This window comes from Actinophytocola sp. (assembly GCF_036402745.1).
In the GTDB taxonomy this organism is placed as follows: Bacteria; Actinomycetota; Actinomycetes; order Mycobacteriales; family Pseudonocardiaceae; genus Actinophytocola.
This window is the reverse complement of the sequence record NZ_DASWSJ010000221.1, coordinates 1-21,535: the sequence shown is the minus strand read 5'-3', so window position 1 is coordinate 21,535 and position 21,535 is coordinate 1. Positions and strand designations below refer to the sequence as shown.

Below are 21,535 nucleotides of genomic sequence, written 5' to 3'. Positions count from 1 at the left end.
CATCCAGCTCGGCCGTCTCCAACCTGGATGCCCGACGGCGGATTCGCCTCGTCGGTTCAACGAATCGCGAACCACAGGTGCGGATCGAACACCGCACAGAAATCGCTCCGAGACGTGCGGCGTGACGTCAACCGAATCGTTTTTGTTCGCGAGCTGGTCGCACAGAACAGCACCGGATTGTTTCGTCGCGCCGGGGTCAACAGCAAACGTGCGGCAGGTGCCCGCTCGGCACGGAACCGCCGCCAGTTCGCGTGCAGCGGGACGAATCCGCCTGGGGCGGGGGATCACCCGTCCCAGGCGATCGAACGCGGTAGCGCGGCGACGCGAGTGTCGCGTCGTACCGCGCTTGACCATCTCGGGTGTACGGAGCGTGGATACACCTGCCCGTCCAACCCGACGGCGCTCGAACATCAAGTGCTGTAAGAGAAAGGAGCGCGAGATGGCCGGTGACAACAACCCCGCCCAGCGCCCCACGATCCAAACAGGACATCCACGAGTCGCGTTCTACGGCAAGTGCGGAAGCGCGAGGGACGCTCCGCTGTCGCTGTTGCGGCAACTCCACGCGGTCGCGACAGCCCTGCCGGAGTCGATCCCGATCTCGGCCTGTTTCGCTGACATCGGAGTGTGGAACCGTCAGCTCGACGGCACACCGCGAGTCCTGTCGTTGGCGGGCCATGGAGTGCACGGCGGCCTTGTCGAGCTGATCCGGCAGGCACACGAGCGCCACCGTGGGTTCGACGTGGTGGCGTGCGTTGACGAGTCGCGCCTGCCTCGCCGGAGGTCCGAACACCAAGCGGTGCTCCGGGAGCTGGCCGAGTGCGGAGTTCGCGTCGCCACCCTCACCGCCACGGTCCCACAGGACTTCCCGGCATCGACCGCACCTTCGCCGCAAGCGGGGCCGTCGGGGCTGTCGGACTGGGCGACCCAGGCGCACAACCTGATGCGCGACCTCACCGACGACCCGACCGTTGACGTAGGGGGCGAGGTGCGATGACGAAGAAGCCCGACACCGCCCGCCGACGCCCGCCCGGCCGCGACGAGGCGACGAGGCCATCGCCTGCGGTCGGTCGGCGTCGCCGGGCGACGAGCGCGCACAAGTTCGAGTCCGAAGCGCCGGAAGTGGTCTTCGACACTCAGTTCCTTGACGGGCCCGACGGCGAAGCGCTCGCGCACCAGCAGGCACGTGTGCTGAGGGAGGTGACCGCATGGCTGGCCCGGAACTCGTCCGCAAGTGGGCGGACGACCGCCCAGTAGGCCGCGCCCGCAGCCCGTACCGCCGACACGACGACACCGAGACAGCCGAGGCGCGGCCTCGGCTGCTGCGCTTCGCGTGGGCGGGCCGCACCTCGACCTACGACCAGCAGGACCGCACCCTGTCGCTGCCACGTCAGTACCGCGCCTCCCAGCTCGTGCTCCCCGAGGACGCGGTCATCGTGGCGAACTTCTACGACATCGAGTCCGGCCGCAAGGACCTCGACGCCCGCGGTAAGAGCACCGCGCACGAGCAGTTCGACATACCCATCGCGCGCGAGGGCGGCATCCAGGACCTGCTCGCCGAAGCCGAGCGGCCCGACCGCCGTTTCGACTTCGTCATCTGCGAGTCCATCGACCGCATCGCCCGCCGCACCTACATCGCCACCGACATCGAGAACCGACTCGAACGCGCAGGGGTACGGCTGCTCGCCGCCGACGAGCCGTTCACCCTCACCCAAGACGGCACCGGCCGCAAAGCCAAGGTCGCCACCCAGCTGCTCACCCGACGGGTCAAGCAAGGCATCTCCGAGTTCTACGTGGTCGAGATGCTGGAAAAGTCCTGGGACGGCATCGCAGTGCACACCGAGGAGGGCTTCAACATCGGTAAGCCCTGCTACGGCTTCCAGGCCAAATACGTCCCTCACCCGGTCCCGGCCAAACGCGCCAAGGGCCAGAAGAAGACCTTCCTCGAGCCCAACCCGGCCGAAGCCCCCGTCGTTAAGCGGATCTTCAAGTGGCGGCTGGAAGAGCGACTGGGCTACCAGCCCATCGCCGACCGGCTCAACCGAGATCTGGCGACCAACCCGCCGCCCACACCGAACACCCCCTCGCGGGCGGTTGGGCTGTGGACCTACTCCAACGTGCGCGACATCCTCACCAACCCGAAATACACCGGGCACATGGTGTGGAACCGCCGCGCCCGCAAGTCCCGCGGCAACGCCCGCAACCCCGTCTCCGAATGGATCTGGTCACCCAAACCCGTGCACGAGGTACTGGTCGACCTCGACACCTTCATCCAGGCCCAAGAAGTCAGCGGCCACCGGTTCGGCTCCCGCACCGCCGCCGGAGCCAACACCAAGCATCCGCAGACCAAACGGTCCTACCTCTTCCGCACCTACCTCTTCTGTGACCTGTGCGGTCGGCGCATGGGAGGCAAGACCCGCAAGCGGGTGTACTACGCCTGCGCGCCCAGGAAGGCGTACCTCCCGGTCGGCCATCCAGCGGCTGGTGGCGTCTTCGTCCGCGAGGACCACCTGCTGGAGAAGGTCAACGCGTTCCTGTCTGACCACGTCTTCGGCGACTACCGTCGCCAACTGCTCGACGCCAACCTCCGTCACCTCGACGCCACGGTGCAGCAGGAGCGGGAACAGCAGGTCACCAGTCTCCGACGGGCCATCGCGGACATCGACATCAAGATCAAGCGGACCATCCGCAACTTCGAACTTGTCGACGCCCCCGACGAGGACTTCGTCCGCGACATCAACGAGCGGCGCGCCGAGCTCCGAGCCCAGCGCGAACAACTGGAGACACGGCTCGCACAGGTGGAGCAGCGCATTCTGGCCGCGCCCAACCCCGACCTGATCGACGCACTCCCCGTGATGAAGATCGAAGTCGACCAGCTGCCCGACGAACTCGCCCGCGCCCGGTTCGAAGCCCTTCGACTGGAGATCCGCTACAACCGCGACACCCACACCGCCACCTGCCGGGTCACCCTGACCGGCCCCACCATCACCGCCGCCAGTCGGACTGCCCAGGACGCGGCCGTCTTGTCTCTCGACGAGGCCCGGCAACGCCATGAACAGCGCAAACAAGAGCAGGAGACGCCCGAATCGAGCGGCGATCTTGTTCCCATCCTTGTGGTGCCCCCGGTGCGATTCGAACGCACACTGGACGGGTTTTGAGTCCGTTGCCTCTGCCGGTTGGGCTACGGGGGCTGACGCGTGACGACTCTACGGGATCACCGGGGGGCCGCTCGGGAGGGTTTCGGGTACCTGGGTCGGGGGACTTTCGTACCATCTGTGGCTGCGTCTGGGGGCGGGCGAGGCGGATGAAAACAGCGAAAGGAACACCGTGGCCGAAACACTCGAGTTCCAGTCCGAGGCTCGCCAGCTCCTGCGGCTGATGATTCATTCGATCTACTCGAACAAGGACATCTTCCTCCGGGAGCTCGTGTCCAACGCCTCCGACGCGCTGGACAAGGTGCGGCTCGAGGCGTTTCGGGACAAGGACCTCGACGCGGACACCGCCGATCCGCACATCGACGTTGCCGTCGACGCGGGGGAGCGCACGCTGACCGTGCGGGACAACGGCATCGGCATGTCGCGGGACGAGGTCGTCGACCTCATCGGGACCATCGCCAAGTCGGGGACGGCCGAGTTGTTGCGGAAGCTGAAGGAGAAGGAGAGCGAGACGGCGGCCGACCTCATCGGGCAGTTCGGGGTCGGCTTCTACGCCAGCTTCATGGTCGCCGACAAGGTCACGCTCGTGACGCGGCGGGCGGGCAGCGGCGAGGGCGTGCGCTGGGAGTCCACCGGCGAGGGGACCTACACGATCGAGCCCGCGGACGACGTGCCGCAGGGCACCGCGGTCACGCTGCACCTCAAGCCAGAGGACACCGAGGACCGCCTCTTCGACTACACCGCTCCGGACAAGCTCCGGGAGATCATCAAGCGGTACTCCGACTTCATCACCTGGCCGATCCGAATGGCCGGGGAGACCGTCAACTCGATGAAGGCCCTCTGGGCACGCCCGCGCAGCGAGGTCACCGAGACCGAGTACCACGAGTTCTACCGGCACATCAGCCACGACTGGGCCGAGCCGCTCGAGACGATCCGCCTGCAGGCCGAAGGCGCGTTCGAGTACCAGGCCCTGCTGTTCATCCCGGCCCAGCCACCGTTCGACCTGTTCGTCCGCGAACGCAAGCGCGGCGTCCAGCTCTACGTCAAGCGCGTGTTCATCATGGACGACTGCGAGGCGCTCGTCCCCGAGTACCTGCGCTTCGTCAAGGGCGTGGTCGACGCGCAGGACCTGTCGCTGAACGTGTCGCGCGAGATCCTTCAGCAGGACCGGCAGATCCAGCTCATCCGCCGCCGCCTGGTCAAGAAGGTCCTCGCCACGGTGAAGACCATGCTGGCCGACAGCCCGGAGAGCTACTCGACGCTCTGGGCCGCCTTCGGCAGCGTGGTCAAGGAGGGCCTGGTCGCCGACCAGGAGAACCGGGACGCGATCCTCGAGATCTGCTCCTTCGGCACCACCCACGACGCGGAGAAGCCGGCCACCCTGCGCGAGTACGTGGAGCGCATGAAGGACGGCCAGGAGCACATCTACTACCTCACCGGCGAGTCCCGGACGGCGATCGAGAGCTCGCCGCACATGGAGGCCTTCCGCGACCGCGGCTTCGAGGTGCTGGTCCTCACCGACCCGATCGACGAGATGTGGGCCGACACCGTCGGCGAGTTCGACGGCAAGCAGTTCCGGTCGATCGCCAAGGGGCAGGTCGACCTCGACCCCGACAACGACGCCGAGCGCCAGCAGGAGGAGTTCGGCCCGCTGCTCGCCTGGTTGACGGCCGCCCTGGCCGACGACGTCAAGGAGGTGCGGCTCTCCTCGCGGCTGACCACCTCGCCGGCCTGCATCGTCGGCGACACGCAGGACGTCTCGCCGATGCTGGAGAAGATGTACCGCGCGTCGGGCCAGGAGCTGCCGCGCATCAAGCGGATCCTGGAGCTCAACCCCGGCCACCCGCTGGTCACCGGCCTGCGGACCGCGCACGCCGAGGAGCGCGCGAACGCCGAGGTCGGCGAGCTGCTCTACGGGATGGCGCTGCTCGCCGAGGGTGGCGACCTCGCCGACCCCGGCCGGTTCGTCAAGCTGGTGGCGCAGCGGCTGGAGCAGACACTTTAGACGGCCGCGGTGGGGTGGGCGGGCCTGCGCGGCCCGCGGATGCCATCGGCCTCGGGGCGATCTCGCTGCGCCGGTGCGGGCGGGACGACCCCGAGGCCGGGTGGCGCGGCGAGGTCCGCCGCGACACCGCTGACCAGCGGCGGGGCCGGGATCGACGTCGGCTGGCAGCCCGAGCGAACGGCGTGATGAGTTACGTCACGGCAGGTGTTACCGGCTCGTTACATTATGGTGATCACCGTCTCGGAGTCCGGTCGCCACTCCGGACCGCCGGTAGGCTGGAGTTTCAGAGCGGTACCCGAGAAACAGGAGGACCCCGGTGACCGAGCAGGCTGCCGAGGCCCAGTCCGGCCCGGCCGTGCAACGAAGCGTCCTGGTGGCCGAAGACGAGGCACTGATCCGGCTCGATCTCGTCGAGATGCTCAAGGAAGAGGGCTATCACGTTGCGGGGGAGGCCGCCGACGGCGAGCAGGCCGTCGCCATGGCCACGGAGCTGCGGCCCGACCTCGTGATCCTCGACGTGAAGATGCCCAAGCTCGACGGCATCGACGCGGCGGCGGCCATCGCGGGCGAGCGCATCGCCCCCGTCGTCATCCTCACCGCCTTCAGCCAGCGTGACCTGGTCGAGCGCGCGCGGGATGCCGGCGCCATGGCCTACCTGGTCAAGCCGTTCGCCAAGCATGATCTCGTCCCGGCCATCGAGCTCGCGGTCAGCCGCTTCTCCGAGCTCGCGGCCCTCGAGACCGAGGTCGCCACGCTCACCGAGCGGATGGAGACCCGCAAGCTCATCGAGCGCGCCAAGGGCCTCCTCATGACCAAGCAGGGCCTGTCCGAGCCCGAGGCGTTCCGTTGGATCCAGCGCACCGCCATGGACCGCCGCGCCACCATGAAGGCCGTCGCCGAGGCCGTGGTCGAGAACATCAACTGACCACGAAGTTCAGCAGCGCCGAGAATGGCCGCTCGCGGCCGTCGGTGCCGTACTCGCGCACCTCGATCGTGTGCGGTCCGACGGCGAGCCGGCCCACGGCGATCGACACCGCGTAACGGCCGCCCACGCCGGGGCCGTCCGCGGCCGTCGGCACGCCCGCGATCAGCGCGCGGTCCAGCCGCACCTGCAGGCCCTGCACGCCTGCGACCGCGCCCGTGTCCCACTGCGCGGTCGCCGCGTCCAGCGTCACGTCGAGCACCAACTGCCCGCGCCGCGGCACGGTCGTGCTGTCCAGCGGCTCGCCGGCGGCGTTGCCCAGCACCACACCCACCACGGGCAGCCCGTCGGGCAGCTCCGGCCGGCTGATCGACGGCGGCTCGGTCTGCGCCCAGGACGGCGTCGGCGTGATCTCCAGGTACGTCTCCAGCAGCGACACCTGCGGGCTCGTCCCGGGCGCCCGCAGCACGAACGGCGTGAGCGTGTCCGGCCCGTGCGGGCCGAGGAGCGCCGCGGGCACGTCGGCGACCACGGTCAGCGTCGCGCCCTGCACCCGGGCGGGCGCCGTCACCGTGGGCCGCGCCGGGACCCGCAGCGTGCCCAGCTGCACCACCACCCCGCGCGGGTCCAGCTCCGGCGTCACCGTCATCGTCGCCACCAGCCGGGCCGACCGCGCGGACCGCAGCGGCGTGCGCGCGATCCCGATGCCCGGCTCCTGCGCCGCCAGGCCCAGCACCTGCTGGGTCCCCGCGTTCACCGACGCCTCCACCACGCCCGGCGCCGCCACCGGCGGACCGCTGAACCCCGCCGCCGACACGTGCACCCGCGACCGCCGCCCGTCCGGCCCGTGCAACCCCAGCAGCACCGACGCCGCGCGCCACGCCGGCACGACCCCGCGGGCCGCCACCGCGAGCCCGTCCTGGTACACCCGCACCCCGGACGTCGTCAGCACGACCTCGAACAGGTGCACCACACCCGCCCCGCGCCGCGGTGCCGTGTGCAGCTCCGTCGTGCGGCCGGTCGAGCGCACGTCCGGCGCCGCCGCCACCCGCACCCCGTTGTCCGCCACGACGACCCGGATCGTGCCGCCCGGCAGCGCGGGGTCGACCTCGTCGGTCCGGCTCGCCCGCACCACCCCGACGCCGACCCGGTCCGCCCGCCCCGGCACCAGGTCCACGGTGAGCTCGCCACCCGGCCCGACCGTGTCCGTCCGCACCGCGATCCGGCCGAGCACGCCGTCGGTGCCCTCCGGCGCGGTGAGCCGCATCGGCTCGCGTGCCCGCAGCACGGCCATGTCCGCGCCGCACCCGAGGTCGACCGGCAGTCCCCGGCCACCGACGCGGGCCGCGCCCAGGCCCACACACCCGCGGAAGCCGGACAGGTGCCAGCGCGAGCGCGGCGAGCTCTCCCGGGTGCTCGCGGGATCGCCGAAGTCGTCGTACAGCCCGGTGAGCCCCGCGAGCCACGGCCGGTCCGCCCGCGCGGGCACGCCGATCACCTCGGCCGGCGCCGACCGCTGGCCGAAACGGTCGATGCCGCGGACCTCGACCCGGTACCGGCGCCCGTTGCGCAGCCCGTCGAGCTGCACGTCCGGCGCGGCGACCAGCCGGCTCGCCACCGGGCCGCCGTCCCGGTGCCAGCGCACCTCGTAGCCGACCACGCCCTCCGGCGCGGTGCCGCCGGTCAGACCGTCCGCCCAGGACAGTCGCAGCTGCTCGGTGTCCGGCGTGACCACGATCCGGTCCGGCGCCGCGGGTGGGTCGCCGGGGCTCGGCAGCACCACCGTGTCCGAGGCGAACCGGTCGACCCGCACGGGCTGGGGTCCGGCGTCCGTCCGGCTCGGGTCGGTCTCGGTGGTCCGCAGCACGATCACGGCCGTGACCAGGAGCACGGCGCCGGCCAGCCACGCCAGCAGCCGCTTCCGAGTGGGCACAGGAAGAACACTAGAAGTCGTGGACTGTTGCGTGTCAGGGCGTTGTGAAGTTGAGATCGTGTTACCAGACCTGGCCGATTCCGGCCGGTTCGTCCGATGAGCGGACACCGGCGGGCAATTTCGTTGCAGTCTGGTCACGAGGACGCTGGGGGCGTGACTAGCACAGCGATGGTTACTACTTTCCGCCCCAGCCCTCTGACATGGACGAGGGTGGGGTTCGGCATGCTATGCGCAAATGCTCGGACGAACAGTTGTTGGAGAAGGGACGTCACGTGCGAAACCAGACGGTGAAGGCCGCGACGCTGGTAGCAGCGGGAGCTCTGCTGCTGGCGGCTTGCGGCACTAACAAGCAGGAGACGCCGGCTGGTGGCGGAAACAACCCTGCCAGCTGCGACACCAGCAAGGGCACGCTTATCGTCGGTGTCATCGCTCCGCTGAGCGGCGAGCTGTCGGCGCTGGGCAAGGGCATCGAGAACTCCGCCCGCCTCGCTGTCGACCAGGCCAACGAGAAGTGCACCGTGAAGGGCTACAAGCTCCAGGTGCAGGCCGAGGACGACCAGAAGAACCCGCAGCTGGGCGCGCAGGCCGCGACCAAGCTGGCGTCCACCCCGGGCGTCGTCGGCGTGGTGTCCACGCTGAACTCGTCGGTGTCCCAGAGCGTGCAGCCGATCCTGGACCAGGCCGGCATCCTGCAGATCTCGCCTGCGAACACGAACGACACGCTGACCAAGGGCGACAACTTCGACACCGCCCCCAAGCGCAAGTACAAGACCTACTTCCGTACCTGCACCGTCGACTCGCTGCAGGGCCCGTACGCGGCGGACTACCTGGTCGAGAAGTCCGGCAAGAAGAAGATCGCCATCGTCACCGACGGGCTGACCTACGGCGAGGGCCTGGCCGACACGTTCACCAAGCGCGCCGAGGCGAAGGGCGCCCAGATCGTCACGCGCCAGAAGATCGGTGAGAAGGACACGGACTTCTCGGGTGTCATCGCGGCGGTCAAGCCGTTCGCGCCGGACGCGGTCTACTTCGGCGGTCAGTTCCCGCAGGCCGGCCCGCTGTCCAAGCAGCTCGCCGGTGCTGGCATCAACGTTCCCGTGATGGGCGGCGACGGCATCTTCGACGGTGGCTTCATCGAGCTGGGCGGCAAGGACGGTGACCTGGCCACCTCGGTCGGCGCGCCGACCAACGAGCTGGACAGCGCGAAGGCCTTCGTCGACGCGTACAAGGCGGCCAAGTACAAGGAGGACTTCAGCGCGTACGGTGCGTTCTCCTACGACGCCGCCAACGCCATCCTCGGCTCGCTGGCCAAGACCATCGGCGGCGGCACGTGGGACGACACGACGATGCGGACCAAGCTCGTCGAGAACGCCCAGTCCTACAACGGTGAGGGCGCGACCGGCAAGGTGGCGTTCGACGAGTTCGGTGACAGCACGAACAAGGTGCTGACCGTCTACCAGGTCACCAGCGGTGCGTGGAAGGCCGTCCAGACCGGCGAGTACGCGGGCTGACAGGACCCGATCGATCTATCCACTGTGAACAATGACGCGACGGCGGGGGTGGGCCGAGCCCACCCCCGCCGCCTGTGGAGGTAGATGTGGGGACCCTGCTACAGCAGATCGCCAACGGGATCGTGCTGGGCGCCACCATCGGTCTGATCGCGCTCGGCTACACGATGGTCTACGGCATCATCCAGCTGATCAACTTCGCCCACGGCGAGGTGTTCATGGTCGGCGCGTTCGGCGGTCTGGCGGTCTGGCGGTTCGTGTTGCCGGACAGCTGGCGTGCGTACTGGTATGTGGCACTGCCGCTGATGATCCTCGGCGGGATGATCGTCACGGTGGTCATCGCGGTGCTCATGGAGCGCTTCGCCTACCGGCCATTGCGTAACGCGCCAAGACTCGCGCCACTGATCACCGCGCTCGGTGTGTCAGTGGCCCTGCAGGAAGCGATCCGCATCTGGTTCCCGGACGCCGACGCGGCGCAGCCGTTCCCCCGCGTGTTCGTCGACAAGCAGATCACGCTCGGCCCGGTGGAGATCTCGGCCTCCGGCCTGCTGCTGATCGTCGTGTCGATCGTGCTGTCGATCCTGCTACAGGCCTACATCAGCAACTCCCGGATGGGCCGCGCGATGCGGGCCACCTCGCAGGACCACGACACCGCGCGGCTCATGGGCGTCAACCCGGACCGGGTGATCGTGCTGACCTTCGTGATCGGCGCCGCCCTCGCCGGCGTCGCCGGTGTGCTGTACGGCTCCTACATCACCAACGTCGACAACCTGATCGGCTTCCAGAACGGCATCTTCGCGTTCACCGCGGCCGTGCTCGGCGGCATCGGCAGCCTCCGCGGCGCGGTCATCGGGTCGTTCATCATCGGCCTGATCAAGACCCTGGGCGGCCAGTACCTCCCGGGCGGCGCTCAGTACGACTACGTGTGGATCTTCGTGGTCCTCATCCTGGTCCTCGTGTTCCGGCCGCAGGGCCTGTTCGGTGAAGCGGAGAGGGTGCGGGCATGACGAGGTTCACCGGATTCCTCCCGCCCGCGCTGGCGCGCCCCTTCAGCGTCGTCGGCGGCGTGCTGTTCCTGATCGCGGCGATGTTGCCGTGGGCGACGTTCCTGCTGAACGACGGGCCGTACCCGGAGAAGGCGACGCTGCAGTTCTTCGACGCGCCGTTCGAGCTCACCGGGTTCCGCTGGCACCTGCTGGTGTTCGGCATCGCGGTGCTGGTCGCGGCGTTCGTGCCGCTGCCCGGCAAGGGCCGGGTGCTGCGCGCGCTGGGCTGGGGCGGGCTCGCGATCTCCGCGCTGAGCGGGATCTTCATCGCCTCCAACGGTGGCGGGTTCGGCGCGATCACCGCGGCCGACGGCAAGACCGCCCTGGGCGCCGTCGTCGGCGTCCTCGGCGGCGTGGCGCTGATCCTCGGCGGGACGGCCATCGGGATCGACGACATCCCGGACTGGTCGACGCAGAAGATCTTCGGGCTCACCGGTGCGGCCGCGCGGGTCGCCGCCTGCGCGGTGCTGGTGGTCGCGTTCGCGGCGGTGCTGTGGCTGGTGGCCCAGACGCTGACCGCGGGCGGGATCGGCGGCGCCGCGTTCCCCTACGCGGGCCCGATCTTCCTGGCGTTCCTCGGGTTCGCCGGCGGTGTGCTCGGCGCGTTGCACGGCATGGGGATCACCCGCTGGGTGTCCCGGCTGTCGGAGGAGAACCGGGCGTTCAGCATCCTGGTGCTGCTGCTGTGCGCGTTCGCGCTGCCGTTCACCGACGCGGGCAGCCAGTACTGGATGCAGGTCGCGGCCACGATCGGCGTGTACGCGGCCACCGCGATCGGGCTGAACATCGTGGTGGGCCTCGCGGGCCTGCTCGACCTCGGGTATGTGGCGTTCCTCGGCATCGGCGCGTTCGTCGCGGCGAACCTGTCCGGCGCGGCCGCGTCGACGGTCGGCTGGAACCTGCCGTTCCCGCTCGCGGCGCTGATCGCGGCGGCCGTCGCGGGCGTCTTCGGCGCGATCGTCGGCTCGCCGACACTGCGGGTGCGCGGCGACTACCTGGCCATCGTGACGCTCGCGTTCGGTGAGATCTTCTACCGGACGGCGCAGAACGACATCGGCAACCTGACCGGCGGGGCGAGCGCCATCCCGGGCATCCCGCCGGTGACGATGTTCGGCACCGGCTTCAACCAGCCGATCACCCTGTTCGGCGCCAAGCTGCCCAGCGGTGTCCTGTACTACTTCATGATCGTGCTCGTGGTGGCGGCGATCATGGCGGTGTTCGCCAACCTCAAGAACAGCCGGATCGGCCGGGCCTGGATCGCGATCCGCGAGGACGAGGACGCGGCCCGCGCGATGGGGATCAGCACCGGCAAGGCCAAGATCCTCGCGTTCCTGGTCGGTGCCACGCTGGCCGGCCTCGCGGGCGCGATCTTCGTGCACAAGCTGGGCACCGCCTCCTACGACAGCTTCAAGTTCCTGGAGTCGGTCACGCTGCTCGCCGCGGTCATCCTCGGTGGCATGGGCACGATCCCGGGTGCCGTGCTGGGCGCCTCGCTGCTGTTCGTGCTGCCGGAGAAGCTGCGTGAGTTCGAGGACTACCGGCTGTTCGTGTTCGGCCTCGCGCTGGTGCTGATCATGCGGTTCCGGCCGCAGGGCCTGGTGCCCGACCGGGTGCGGCGGGCCGAGTTCGCCGGCGAGACCGCGGAGGGCAAGTCCATCGACGAGGTTCTGGAAGAGACCGTGCTGGAACACGAACACGAGCTCGAACGAGAACACGAGGCCCCCGCGGGCCCGAAGGAGGCCGGCCGATGAGCGCCGCGGCGGCACGGCACAGCATTGCCGACACCGTGCTGGAGGCCAGCGGGGTCACCATGGTCTTCGGCGGTCTGACCGCGCTGAACGACGTGTCCCTGTCGTTGGACGAGGGCCGGATCGTCGGCCTCATCGGACCCAACGGCGCCGGCAAGACCACCCTGTTCAACTGCCTCACCGGGCTGTACACGCCGACCCGGGGCGCGGTCCGGTTGCGCGGCAGGAAGCTGCCGCACGACCCGGCGAAGGTCACGTCGGCCGGCATCGCCCGGACGTTCCAGAACATCCGGCTGTTCCCGAACATGACGGTGCTGGAGAACGTGCTCGTCGGCCGGCACATCCGGATGCGGCAGGGCCCGATCGCGTCGCTGTTCCACGGCCCGGCGTTCCGCCGGGGCGAGCGGGAGGCGCGGGAGAAGTCCTTGGCACTGCTCGAGTTCGTCGGACTGTCCGGTTTGGACGACGAGGTCGCGCGCAACCTGCCCTACGGCGACCAGCGGCGGCTGGAGATCGCCCGCGCGCTGGCCACCGAGCCGGACGTGCTGCTGCTCGACGAGCCGACCGCGGGCATGAACCCGCACGAGACCGAGGCGGCCCGGCAGCTGATCTTCCGGATCCGGGACACCGGCGTGTCGGTCGTGGTGATCGAGCACGACACGAAGTTCATCTTCAGCCTGTGCGACACGGTGTCCGTGCTGGTGCAGGGCGAGGTGCTGGTCGAGGGCTCGCCGGAGACCGTGCGCGACGACCCGCGGGTGATCGAGGCCTACCTGGGCAAGCCGCGCGAGGAGGTGGAGGCCTCGATCAGCGAGGCCGCCGCCGGCACCGGCCACGTGGTCGAGCACCACAACCCGGGCCCGACCGCCGGCTCGGCTGACGCGAGGGAGAACACGTGAACCCGTTGCTCGAGGTCGAGAACCTGAGCGTGGCCTACGGCGCGATCGAGGCCGTGCGGGACGTGTCGTTCGTCGTCGAGGAGGGCCAGATCGTCTGCCTCATCGGGGCGAACGGTGCGGGCAAGACGACCACCCTGCGCACCATCTCCGGGCTGCTGCGGCCGCGGGCCGGCGACGTCCGGCTGCGGGGCAGGTCGATCGTGAAGTCGCCGGCGCACCTGATCCTCAGCGAGGGCGTCGCGCACTGCCCGGAGGGCCGGCGGGTGTTCGCGCGGATGTCGGTCGAGGAGAACATGCTGCTCGGCGCGTACACCCGCAAGGACGACGCCGGCGTGCGCGCCGACATGCAGCGGGTGTTCGAGCTGTTCCCGGTCCTCGGCGAGCGGCGTTCGCAGAAGGCGGGCCTGTTCTCCGGCGGTGAGCAGCAGATGCTGGCGATCGGCCGGGCGATGATGTCCCGCCCGAAGCTGCTGATGCTCGACGAGCCGTCCATGGGCCTCTCGCCGATCATGACCCAGCTGATCTTCGACACGATCAAGGAGCTGCAGGGCCAGGGCACCACGATCCTGCTGGTGGAGCAGAACGCGCTGGCCGCGCTGGACCTGTCCGACCGCGGCTACGTCGTCGACCTGGGCCAGACGACGCTCGAGGGCCCGGGCCACGAGCTCCTGGCCGACGAGCGGGTGCGGGCCGCGTACCTGGGCGCCTGATTCGCACGTACCGGCGCCTCCCCGTCCGCGTGGGCGGGGAGGCGCCGGTCTCGTGTCCTGGCTAGGCGCCCGGTGGGCGTTCGCGGACGATGCAGGTCAGGCGCGCCGAGCAGGTGCGGCGGCCCTCGTCGTCGGTGATGACGATCTCGAAGGTCGACGTGCTGCGTCCCACGTGCAGCGGCGTGGCCACTCCGGTGACGATCCCGGACCTGGCCGCGCGGTGGTGCGTGCACGAGAGCTCCAGACCCAGCGCCACCCGCTCGGTGCCCGCGTTCAACGCGGCCGCGACCGACCCGATGGTCTCGGCCAGCGTGGCGTTCGCGCCTCCGTGCAGGAGGCCGTACGGCTGCAGGTTGCCCGCGACGGGCATGGTTCCGACGACGCGCTTGGGATCCCACTCGGTGATCTCTATGCCCATCTTCGTCGGCAGCAGCTGGTCCACCAAGTCGTACCGGACGCCCGGCAGGTTCGGTGGGAAGTTGCTCTCAGGGATGCTCGACACGCTGTCTCCTCGCTGGTGGGGTCGTCACCAGTGTCGGTGCCCCACCCTAGACTCGCCCTGTGCCTGAGACGCCCGACACAAGCAACGCCCCTACCACCGCAAAAGCCGCCCACGAGCAGCGGCTGCTGCTCATCGACGGCCACTCCATGGCCTACCGGGCGTTCTACGCGCTGCCGAAGGAGAACTTCTCCACCGGCACGGGGCAGCACACCAACGCCGTCTACGGCTTCACGTCCATGCTGATCAACCTCCTGCGTGACGAGAAGCCCACGCACGTCGCGGTCTGCTTCGACGTGTCCCGCAAGACCTTCCGCAGCGAGCAGTTCGCCGAGTACAAGGCCAACCGCACCACCACGCCCGACGAGTTCAAGGGCCAGGTCAGCCTCATCGAGGAGGTCCTGCGCGCGCTCGCGGTCCCGTCGCTTGCCAGGGAGGGCTTCGAGGCCGACGACCTCATCGCCACGCTCACCACGCTGGCCACCGCCGAGGGCTTCGCGGTCGCCATCTGTACCGGCGACCGCGACGCGTTCCAGCTGGTCAACGACCACGTCACGGTGCTCTACCCGTCGCGTGGCGTGTCCGAGATGGCCCGCATGACGCCCGAGGCGGTGCACACCAAGACCGGTGTCACGCCCGGCCAGTACGCCGACTTCGCGGCGCTGCGCGGCGACCCGTCGGACAACCTGCCCAAGATCCCCGGCGTCGGCGAGAAGACCGTGGCCAAGTGGATCAACCAGTTCGGCTCGCTCAACGACCTCGTCGACCGGGTCGACGAGGTCAAGGGCAAGGCAGGCGACGCGCTCCGCGACAACCTGTCCAGCGTCATGATGAACCGCCAGCTCACCGAGCTCGTGCGGGACGTCCCGCTGGGCGTGCAGCCCGACGAGCTCGCGGTCCGGCCGTGGGACCGCGACGCGGTGCACCGGCTGTTCGACGAGCTCGAGTTCCGGGTCCTCCGCGACCGGCTGTTCGGCGAGCTCACCACCGCCGAGCCCGAGGCCGAGCACGGCTTCGAGGTCAGCGGCGGCGAGCTCGAACCGGGCGCGGTCGCCGGCTGGCTGTCGGCCAACGCGCCCGCCGGCACCCGGGTCGGCCTGTCCTTCCGCGACGCGTCCACCGGCCCGGCCGGCGAGGCCGTCGAGCTGCGCTCCATCGCCATCTCGACCGCCGACGGCACCGGCGCGTACATCGACGTCACCCAGCTCGACGAGGACGACGAGCGCGCGCTCACCGGGTGGCTCGCCGACCCGGCGGTGCCCAAGCTCGCCTACGACGTCAAGCGGTCGCTGCACGCCATCCGGCACCGCGGCTGGACCCTGCGCGGGCTGGCCACCGACACCCAGCTCGCGGCCTACCTCGTGCGCCCGGGTCAGCGCTCGTTCGCGCTCGACGACCTGGTGCTGCGGTACCTCAAGCGTGAGCTGCGGGTGGAGCAGCAGCCGGAGGAGCGCCAGCTGTCCCTGCTCGACGGCGAGGACGGCGACGCGGCCAAGGTCGCGGAGGGCGAGATCGTCCGGGCCCGCGCCATCGCCGAGCTCGCCGACGCGCTCGACGTCGCGCTCGAGAACACCGGCGGTGCCAGCCTCCTGGCCGAGATCGAGCTGCCGCTCCTGCACGTGCTCGCCGACCTCGAGGCCGTCGGCATCGCGGTCGACACCGCGCAGCTCGCGTCGCTCGAGGCGCACTTCGCCGGCCGGGTCAAGCACGCCGAGCAGGAGGCGTTCGCGGTCATCGGCAAGGAGATCAACCTCGGCTCGCCCAAGCAGCTGCAGGTGGTGCTGTTCGACGAGCTGCAGATGCCCAAGACCAAGCGGACCAAGACCGGTTACACCACCGACGCCGACGCGTTGACCAGTCTTTTCGAGCAGACCGAGCACCCGTTCCTGGCGCACATGCTCGAGCACCGCGACGCCAGCCGGCTGAAGGTCACGGTCGAGGGCTTGATCAAGTCGGTGTCCGACGACGACCGGATCCACACGACGTACAGCCAGACCATCGCCGCCACCGGGCGCCTTTCCTCCACCGAGCCCAACCTGCAGAACGTGCCCATCCGCACGGACGAGGGCCGGACCATCCGCGACACGTTCATCGTCGGCGAGGGCTTCGCCGAGCTGATGACGGCCGACTACAGCCAGATCGAGATGCGGATCATGGCGCACCTGTCGGGTGACACCGCGCTGATCGAGGCGTTCCAGTCCGGCTTCGACTTCCACGCCGCGACGGCCGCCCGAGTCTTCTCGGTCGAGCCGACCGACGTCAGCGGCGCCCAGCGAGCCAAGATCAAGGCGATGAACTACGGCCTGGCTTATGGCCTGTCCGCGTACGGCCTGTCCCAGCAGCTGCGGATCTCCACGGACGAGGCCCGCGGTCTGATGGACGAGTACTTCGACCGCTTCGGCGGCGTGCGGGACTACTTGCAGGAGATCGTGGCGAAGGCCCGCAAGGATGGCTACACCGAGACCATCTTCGGACGTCGTCGCTACCTGCCGGACCTCACGTCGGACAACCGCCAGCGCCGCGAGATGGCCGAGCGGATGGCGTTGAACGCGCCGATCCAGGGGAGCGCCGCGGACATCATCAAGGTCGCGATGCTGAACGTCGACCGGGAGCTGAGGTCGGCCGACCTGCGGACGCGGATGCTGCTCCAGGTGCACGACGAGCTGGTGCTGGAGGTGGCGGTGGGGGAGCGGGAGACCGCGGAGTCACTGGTACGCAAGGGGATGGGTGGGGCCTACAAGCTCGACGTGCCGCTCGATGTGTCGGTGGGCTTCGGCCGCTCCTGGAACGACGCGGCCCACTGACGGCTCGCCGGGCCGCGGCTCGGGAGGGTGGGGGGTGGGGTGTGCCCTCGCCTCGGGTTGGGTTTCTGGGCCTCCGGTTTGGTAGGGCGGCTCCCGTTTCTTTGTGGACGGGTGTGGGCTTGATCGTTCGGTTGGTCCGTTGGTCGTCGCTCGTCGCTCGGCCGGTCGGTCGGTCGGCCGCGCCGGGTGGCCTTGGGCTATGCGGGTCGCCGTCCGGTCAAGCAGGTCGCCGTCGCTCGGCTCGGGCTGTCGCGGGTCGCCCGTGCATGTGTTCTCGGGCTATGCCAGGTTGCCCTCCAGCCAAGCTAGGTGGCTCGCCTCCAGCTCCCGTCGCTTCCCCTCGGCCCCATTCCTTTTCTGGCTTCGTCTCTCGGGCCGGGCGGCGACCTTTCCCGGCCTCCGTCCCTTCTGCGTCGCTCCGCCAATCTCGAGGGCGGTAGCCTTCCCCCGTGGAGACGGTTGTCCACCTGCGGCGGGCTCGGGATCTCATGGACGCTCGCTATGCCGAGCCCCTCGACCTCGATGCCATGGCTGCCGAGGCCGGGTTCTCGCGGTACCACTTCGCGCGCGAGTTCCGGGTCGCGTTCGGGGAGACGCCGGGCGGATATCTCGGCCGGCGGCGCGTCGAGCGGGCCAAGGATCTCCTCGCCTCCGCCAACCTCACCGTCACCGAGATCTGCATGGTCGTCGGGTTCACCAGTCTCGGCTCCTTCTCGCGGAGGTTCACCGAGCTCGTGGGCTGCTCACCCACCGAGTACCGCCGCCGGATGGTCGCCCGGGGCGGCCCACCGCCGATACCTGGGTGCTTCGTCATGGCGTGGTCGCGGCCGCTGCCCCCAGCAATCGCGGATAAGCACGCCGAAGACCCCGCGCCATAGCGTCGGTCCACACGGAACGACCAGGGAGAAACGCCATGATCAGGAAGATCTCGCACGTCAGCCTGCCCGTACTGGACCAGGACTCCGCGAAGGAGTTCTACGTCGACAAGCTGGGCTTCGAGGTGCGCAACGACATCGTGATGGATGAGGAGTTCGAGGGCGGCGGGCAGGGCTTCCGCTGGCTCACCGTGGGGCCACCCGACCAACCGGACGTGGAGATCATCCTCGCCGACGTGCGGATGGGGCACTCGCCGCAGACGTCGGAGGAGGTCCGGGCGCTGGTAGCCAAGGGAGCACTGGGCACCGGCGTCTTCGCGACCGACGACTGCCACAAGACCTTCCGCGAGCTGTCCGAGCGCGGTGTGGTCTTCGTCCAGGAGCCGGTCGAGCGGCCGTACGGCATCGAGGCCGTGTTCCGCGACGACTCGGGCAACTCGTTCAGCCTCACCCAGGCCCGGTGGCGCAATCCGGTCGACCGGGGCGCCCTCCGGTAACGTGACGGGGGAGTCCGAGCTGCGGAGGCTGGATGACCGGTAAGCGGGCCCTCGTCCTTGGCGGCACCGGCATGCTGGCCGGTTGCGCCGAATCACTCGTCGCCGACGGTTGGCATGTCGTGCTGCCCAGCCGGCGCTACGCCCCCATCCCCGCCGTCGACGGCAACGGCAACGGCAGCGGCCACCGGAAAGCCCTCTGGGTCCAGGCCACCTGGTCCGAGCCCGGGGCCCTCGCCGACGGTGCGGCGCGTGCCCTCGGTGGGCCGGCCAACCTGCTCGTCGCCTGGGTGCACGGCACCGAGCGGGTCTCCGTGCTCCGCGCGGTGGCCTCGCTGCTCGCCCACCGGGCACCGGTCGTCGAGGTCCACGGGAGCGCGTCGGCCAACCCCGTCGGCGGCTGTCCCGACCCGGTCCTCGACGACCATCCCACCCAGCAGGTCGTCCTGGGCTTCGTCCGGCACGCCGGCCGCACCCGGTGGCTCACCCACCAGGAGATCTCGGCCGGCGTGCTGGACGGCGTCCGCCGCGCCCTGGCCGGCAAACCGCCGGCGGTGCACCAGGTCGGAGAGTTCCGCCCGGTGCACCGCTGACCGCGGCTACTTGATCTTCAGGTCCTGCCAGCCGGTCCCGTCCCGGGAGAACTGGAACGCGTCCCACGGCTTGCCCGGCGGCCATGCCAGGTACCCGATCCGGGTCCAGGACGCCGACCCGGTGTAGCGCCGTGCCACCTCGGTGAACGTGTGGCCGCCGTCCTCGCTCACGAACGTGCGGCCCTTGCCGCCCTTGGCGTTGATCATCACCGAGCCGTCCGGCAGCGCGACCAGCGTCCCGAGGGTCTCCTGCGGCGTCGCGTGCTCGTCCCAGCGCCAGGTCCGCGCCCATGACCGGCCGCCGTCGTCGCTGCGCAGGACCGCCAGCATGCCGCCGCTGTCACCCACGTGCCGGCCGTGCGCCGACGCGTACAGGGTGTCCCCGCTCGCGACCACCGACCAGCCGTCCGGGTAGGGCGTGCCCTGGAGGTCCAGCGCGCCGGTGATCCAGCCGCGGCCTTTGTCGTCGCTCACGGCTATCGCCCACGTCCGCGTGCCCGGCCGCCGGCCGACCACCCACCACCGGCCGTCGGCCAGGGGGATCCTGCCCGGTTGGACCTCGATCAGCGGCGGCTGGTTCGCCAGCAGCGCGGACCTGCCGGAGTCGGGCAGCACCGCGGCGACCGCGGTCTCGGCGCAGTGGTTGCCGCCGCCGACGAGCTTCTCGCATCCGACGACCAAGGTCGAGTCGTCCGGGATGGCCGGCACGGTGTCGGTGACGACCGGGAAAAGCTCCACCTGCCGCCAGGTCCGCCCGCCGTCGTCGCTGTAGATCCGGTTCGCCTGGCTGTTCACGTCCAGCACGAACCAGTCGACGCCGACCTTGTCCCGGCCCAGCACGAGCAGGCGGCCGAGGACGCCCTTGGGGAGGCTCTGCTGCTTCGGCACCGGGTGGGACGCCCAGTGCGCGCCGCCGTCGTCGGTGCTCAGCAACGTCTGGGGACACTCCTGGGGCGCGGGCTCGTCCTTGCAGTTGGCCCGGAGCGCGTAGCCGTGGTCGCGGTCGGCGAACTCGACGTCGTGGACGAACGGTTCGGTGATCCGCGTCGGCACCGTGGGTGCCGTCGCGGGTGGCGGGGTGGCCGGCCGGATCGGGTCCGGCGCGGTGCCGGCACGCAGCAGCGGCACCGCCGCGCTCACCGCCAGCACGGCCGCCACCGCGCCGATCTGCATGCGCCGGCGCACCACCCGCTGCCGGGACCGCTCGACCACCCGGTCGAAGTCCGGCACGTGCACCGACTGCCGGATGCCGTCCCGCAGCCGCCCCAGCTCGGCGTCCAGGTCGAGATCAGGCATGGTCCATCTCCTCGGTGTGCAGCCGCTGGGCCAGTGCCGTTCTGGCCCGGGAAAGGCGGGACTTCACCGTCCCAACCGGAATGTCCAAGATGGACGCGACCTCGTCGACCGGGAGGTCCGCGAGGTAGTGCAGGACGACCGCCGCCTGGTACTCGTGGCCCAGCGCGCGGATCGCCGCGTGCAGGTCGAGATGCTCGCCGAAGGGCGCCGGCTCCTCGTCGCCCTCCTGCCGCAGGATCCGGTCCAGCATCGCCCGGCGGCGCCACCGCCGGCGGGCCAGGTTGACGACGACGGTGCGGACCCACGCCTCCGGGCTGTCCGCCTTGGCGACCCTGGCCCGCCGGCCGTAGGCGACGGCGAACGCCTCCTGGGTGATCTCCTCGGCCTCGCCGATGTCCCTGAGCAGCGCGTAGGCAGTCAGTACCAGGCTGCGGTAGCTCTCCTGGTACAGCTGCGCGAACCATTCCCCACTGGCCACTGATCGCTCCTGTCCGGCTTGCTTACCGTGCAAGAGTCACGAGCCGAACGCCAGGTTCCCGGGCACACTCTCGAGGCCGCTGACCGGCCGGGTCAGCGCAGCGCGCCGGCCGGCCGGACCTCCCAGATAGTCCACAGTGGACGGTAGCCCTGCCGGGCCCAGAACACGCTCGACAACGGGTTCGGCGGGTTGAAGTACAGGAATGTGCCGACTGCCCCGGCGTGGGCCATCTCGCGGTGCACCACGGACATCAGCCCGCGACCGGCGCCGGTGCCGCGGGCCTCGGGGGTGACCGACAGGCTGTTGACGTAACCCCAACGGCCGTGCCGGAGCCTGGTCTCGCTCCAGCTTCCGGTTTCCGAGTCGCTGAACCAGCACTCGGCCAACGCCACCGCGATGCCGTCGCGCTCGGCCAGCCACACCGGGTCGCCCTGTTCGAGGTGCCGGGCCAGGGCGGCGGCCTTGATCTTCCGTGCGCCGGGGCGCAGCACGGTTCCGCCGACCTGCGCCGAGTATTCCAGCTCTGCCATCGCCAGCGGCAGGACCACGTCCAGGTCGCGTGGCCGGGCCCGG

Annotated in this window: 18 protein-coding genes, 1 tRNA gene and 1 pseudogene; 13 read left to right on the top strand and 7 right to left on the bottom strand. The window is 70.1% G+C overall.

Features of this window, described 5'->3' with window-relative positions; all coding sequences use genetic code 11:
- Positions 1 to 439 precede the first annotated feature (439 nt).
- Both VGD70_RS21265 and VGD70_RS36985 read left to right on the top strand, forming a co-directional pair.
- A complete protein-coding gene (locus tag VGD70_RS21265) occupies positions 440 to 994 on the top strand; it encodes a hypothetical protein (protein ID WP_331083968.1) in 555 nt (184 codons plus the stop codon).
- A gap of 211 nt (positions 995 to 1,205) precedes the next feature.
- Positions 1,206 to 2,222, top strand: a pseudogene (locus tag VGD70_RS36985) (recombinase family protein); the annotation flags it as partial.
- On the opposite strand, the gene VGD70_RS21255 reads toward VGD70_RS36985, so the two are convergent.
- Together VGD70_RS21255 and VGD70_RS21250 are read right to left on the bottom strand one after the other, a co-directional pair.
- Positions 2,223 to 2,945 (bottom strand): hypothetical protein, encoded by a 723-nt coding sequence (locus tag VGD70_RS21255; protein WP_331083964.1) that lies wholly within the window; start codon positions 2,943 to 2,945, stop codon positions 2,223 to 2,225. It abuts the pseudogene before it with no gap.
- A 166-nt stretch (positions 2,946 to 3,111) separates the two neighbouring features.
- Positions 3,112 to 3,188 (bottom strand) — tRNA-Leu (locus tag VGD70_RS21250).
- A 136-nt stretch (positions 3,189 to 3,324) separates the two neighbouring features.
- Here VGD70_RS21250 and htpG point away from each other — a divergent pair.
- Positions 3,325 to 5,157, top strand: a complete 1,833-nt coding sequence (gene htpG, locus VGD70_RS21245; protein WP_331083962.1) for a molecular chaperone HtpG — start codon at positions 3,325 to 3,327, stop codon at positions 5,155 to 5,157.
- A gap of 316 nt (positions 5,158 to 5,473) precedes the next feature.
- A complete protein-coding gene (locus tag VGD70_RS21240; RefSeq protein WP_331083960.1) occupies positions 5,474 to 6,082 on the top strand; it encodes an ANTAR domain-containing response regulator in 609 nt (202 codons plus the stop codon).
- On the opposite strand, the gene VGD70_RS21235 is transcribed toward VGD70_RS21240, so the two are convergent.
- A complete protein-coding gene (locus VGD70_RS21235) occupies positions 6,075 to 8,012 on the bottom strand; it encodes a fibronectin type III domain-containing protein (RefSeq protein ID WP_331083958.1) in 1,938 nt (645 codons plus the stop codon). The two genes, VGD70_RS21240 and VGD70_RS21235, sit on opposite strands and share 8 nt — an antisense overlap.
- Before the next feature lie 272 nt (positions 8,013 to 8,284).
- Here VGD70_RS21235 and VGD70_RS21230 point away from each other — a divergent pair, with 272 nt between their 5' ends.
- The 5 genes from VGD70_RS21230 (at position 8,285) to VGD70_RS21210 (ending at position 13,923) form a co-directional block, all read left to right on the top strand.
- Positions 8,285 to 9,523: a branched-chain amino acid ABC transporter substrate-binding protein gene (locus VGD70_RS21230; RefSeq protein WP_331083957.1), complete on the top strand. Its 1,239-nt coding sequence runs from the start codon at positions 8,285 to 8,287 to the stop codon at positions 9,521 to 9,523.
- 86 nt (positions 9,524 to 9,609) lie between these two features.
- Positions 9,610 to 10,527, top strand: coding sequence for a branched-chain amino acid ABC transporter permease (locus VGD70_RS21225; protein WP_331083955.1), 918 nt, complete (start codon positions 9,610 to 9,612; stop codon positions 10,525 to 10,527).
- Positions 10,524 to 12,317 (top strand): branched-chain amino acid ABC transporter permease, encoded by a 1,794-nt coding sequence (locus VGD70_RS21220; protein ID WP_331083953.1) that lies wholly within the window; start codon positions 10,524 to 10,526, stop codon positions 12,315 to 12,317. The genes VGD70_RS21225 and VGD70_RS21220 overlap by 4 nt, the downstream gene beginning before the upstream one ends.
- Positions 12,314 to 13,213, top strand: coding sequence for an ABC transporter ATP-binding protein (locus VGD70_RS21215; protein WP_331083951.1), 900 nt, complete (start codon positions 12,314 to 12,316; stop codon positions 13,211 to 13,213). Before VGD70_RS21220 ends, VGD70_RS21215 begins: the two co-directional genes overlap by 4 nt.
- A complete protein-coding gene (locus VGD70_RS21210) occupies positions 13,210 to 13,923 on the top strand; it encodes an ABC transporter ATP-binding protein (protein WP_331083949.1) in 714 nt (237 codons plus the stop codon). The genes VGD70_RS21215 and VGD70_RS21210 overlap by 4 nt, the downstream gene beginning before the upstream one ends.
- 61 nt (positions 13,924 to 13,984) lie before the next feature.
- Here VGD70_RS21210 and VGD70_RS21205 read toward each other — a convergent pair whose 3' ends face one another.
- Positions 13,985 to 14,368, bottom strand: a complete 384-nt coding sequence (locus VGD70_RS21205) for a PaaI family thioesterase (RefSeq protein ID WP_414638015.1) — start codon at positions 14,366 to 14,368, stop codon at positions 13,985 to 13,987.
- 116 nt (positions 14,369 to 14,484) lie between these two features.
- Here VGD70_RS21205 and polA point away from each other — a divergent pair, with 116 nt between their 5' ends.
- The 4 genes from polA to VGD70_RS21185 all read left to right on the top strand — a co-directional run bounded on the left by polA (position 14,485) and on the right by VGD70_RS21185 (position 19,188).
- On the top strand, positions 14,485 to 17,226 hold the full coding sequence (polA, locus tag VGD70_RS21200) for a DNA polymerase I (protein ID WP_331083947.1): 2,742 nt from the start codon (positions 14,485 to 14,487) through the stop codon (positions 17,224 to 17,226).
- A gap of 488 nt (positions 17,227 to 17,714) precedes the next feature.
- Complete coding sequence (locus tag VGD70_RS21195; protein ID WP_331083970.1) at positions 17,715 to 18,104, top strand: AraC family transcriptional regulator; 390 nt, start codon at positions 17,715 to 17,717, stop codon at positions 18,102 to 18,104.
- A gap of 35 nt (positions 18,105 to 18,139) precedes the next feature.
- Positions 18,140 to 18,598 (top strand): VOC family protein, encoded by a 459-nt coding sequence (locus VGD70_RS21190; RefSeq protein ID WP_331083945.1) that lies wholly within the window; start codon positions 18,140 to 18,142, stop codon positions 18,596 to 18,598.
- 32 nt (positions 18,599 to 18,630) lie between these two features.
- A complete protein-coding gene (locus VGD70_RS21185) occupies positions 18,631 to 19,188 on the top strand; it encodes a hypothetical protein (RefSeq protein WP_331083942.1) in 558 nt (185 codons plus the stop codon).
- A 6-nt stretch (positions 19,189 to 19,194) separates the two neighbouring features.
- Here VGD70_RS21185 and VGD70_RS21180 read toward each other — a convergent pair whose 3' ends face one another.
- From VGD70_RS21180 to VGD70_RS21170, 3 genes are all read right to left on the bottom strand, one after another.
- A complete protein-coding gene (locus VGD70_RS21180; protein ID WP_331083940.1) occupies positions 19,195 to 20,484 on the bottom strand; it encodes a sialidase family protein in 1,290 nt (429 codons plus the stop codon).
- The gene (locus VGD70_RS21175; protein WP_331083938.1) at positions 20,477 to 20,962 is read right to left on the bottom strand and encodes a sigma-70 family RNA polymerase sigma factor; all 486 of its coding nucleotides are present in this window, start codon (positions 20,960 to 20,962) and stop codon (positions 20,477 to 20,479) included. The genes VGD70_RS21180 and VGD70_RS21175 overlap by 8 nt, the downstream gene beginning before the upstream one ends.
- Positions 20,963 to 21,054: 92 nt before the next feature.
- A partial coding sequence (locus VGD70_RS21170) for a GNAT family N-acetyltransferase (RefSeq protein ID WP_331083937.1) occupies positions 21,055 to 21,535 on the bottom strand: 481 nt, incomplete at its 5' end.

Excerpts from the sequence above, each read along its gene's own strand:
- VGD70_RS21190 (WP_331083945.1), top strand. The coding sequence starts at position 18,140 with ATGATCAGGAAGATCTCGCACGTCAGCCTGCCCGTACTGGACCAGGAC.
- VGD70_RS21215 (WP_331083951.1), top strand. The coding sequence starts at position 12,314 with ATGAGCGCCGCGGCGGCACGGCACAGCATTGCCGACACCGTGCTGGAG.
- VGD70_RS21220 (WP_331083953.1), top strand. The coding sequence starts at position 10,524 with ATGACGAGGTTCACCGGATTCCTCCCGCCCGCGCTGGCGCGCCCCTTC.
- VGD70_RS21185 (WP_331083942.1), top strand. The coding sequence starts at position 18,631 with ATGACCGGTAAGCGGGCCCTCGTCCTTGGCGGCACCGGCATGCTGGCC.
- VGD70_RS21180 (WP_331083940.1), bottom strand. The coding sequence starts at position 20,484 with ATGCCTGATCTCGACCTGGACGCCGAGCTGGGGCGGCTGCGGGACGGC.
- VGD70_RS21265 (WP_331083968.1), top strand. The coding sequence starts at position 440 with ATGGCCGGTGACAACAACCCCGCCCAGCGCCCCACGATCCAAACAGGA.
- VGD70_RS21195 (WP_331083970.1), top strand. The coding sequence starts at position 17,715 with ATGGACGCTCGCTATGCCGAGCCCCTCGACCTCGATGCCATGGCTGCC.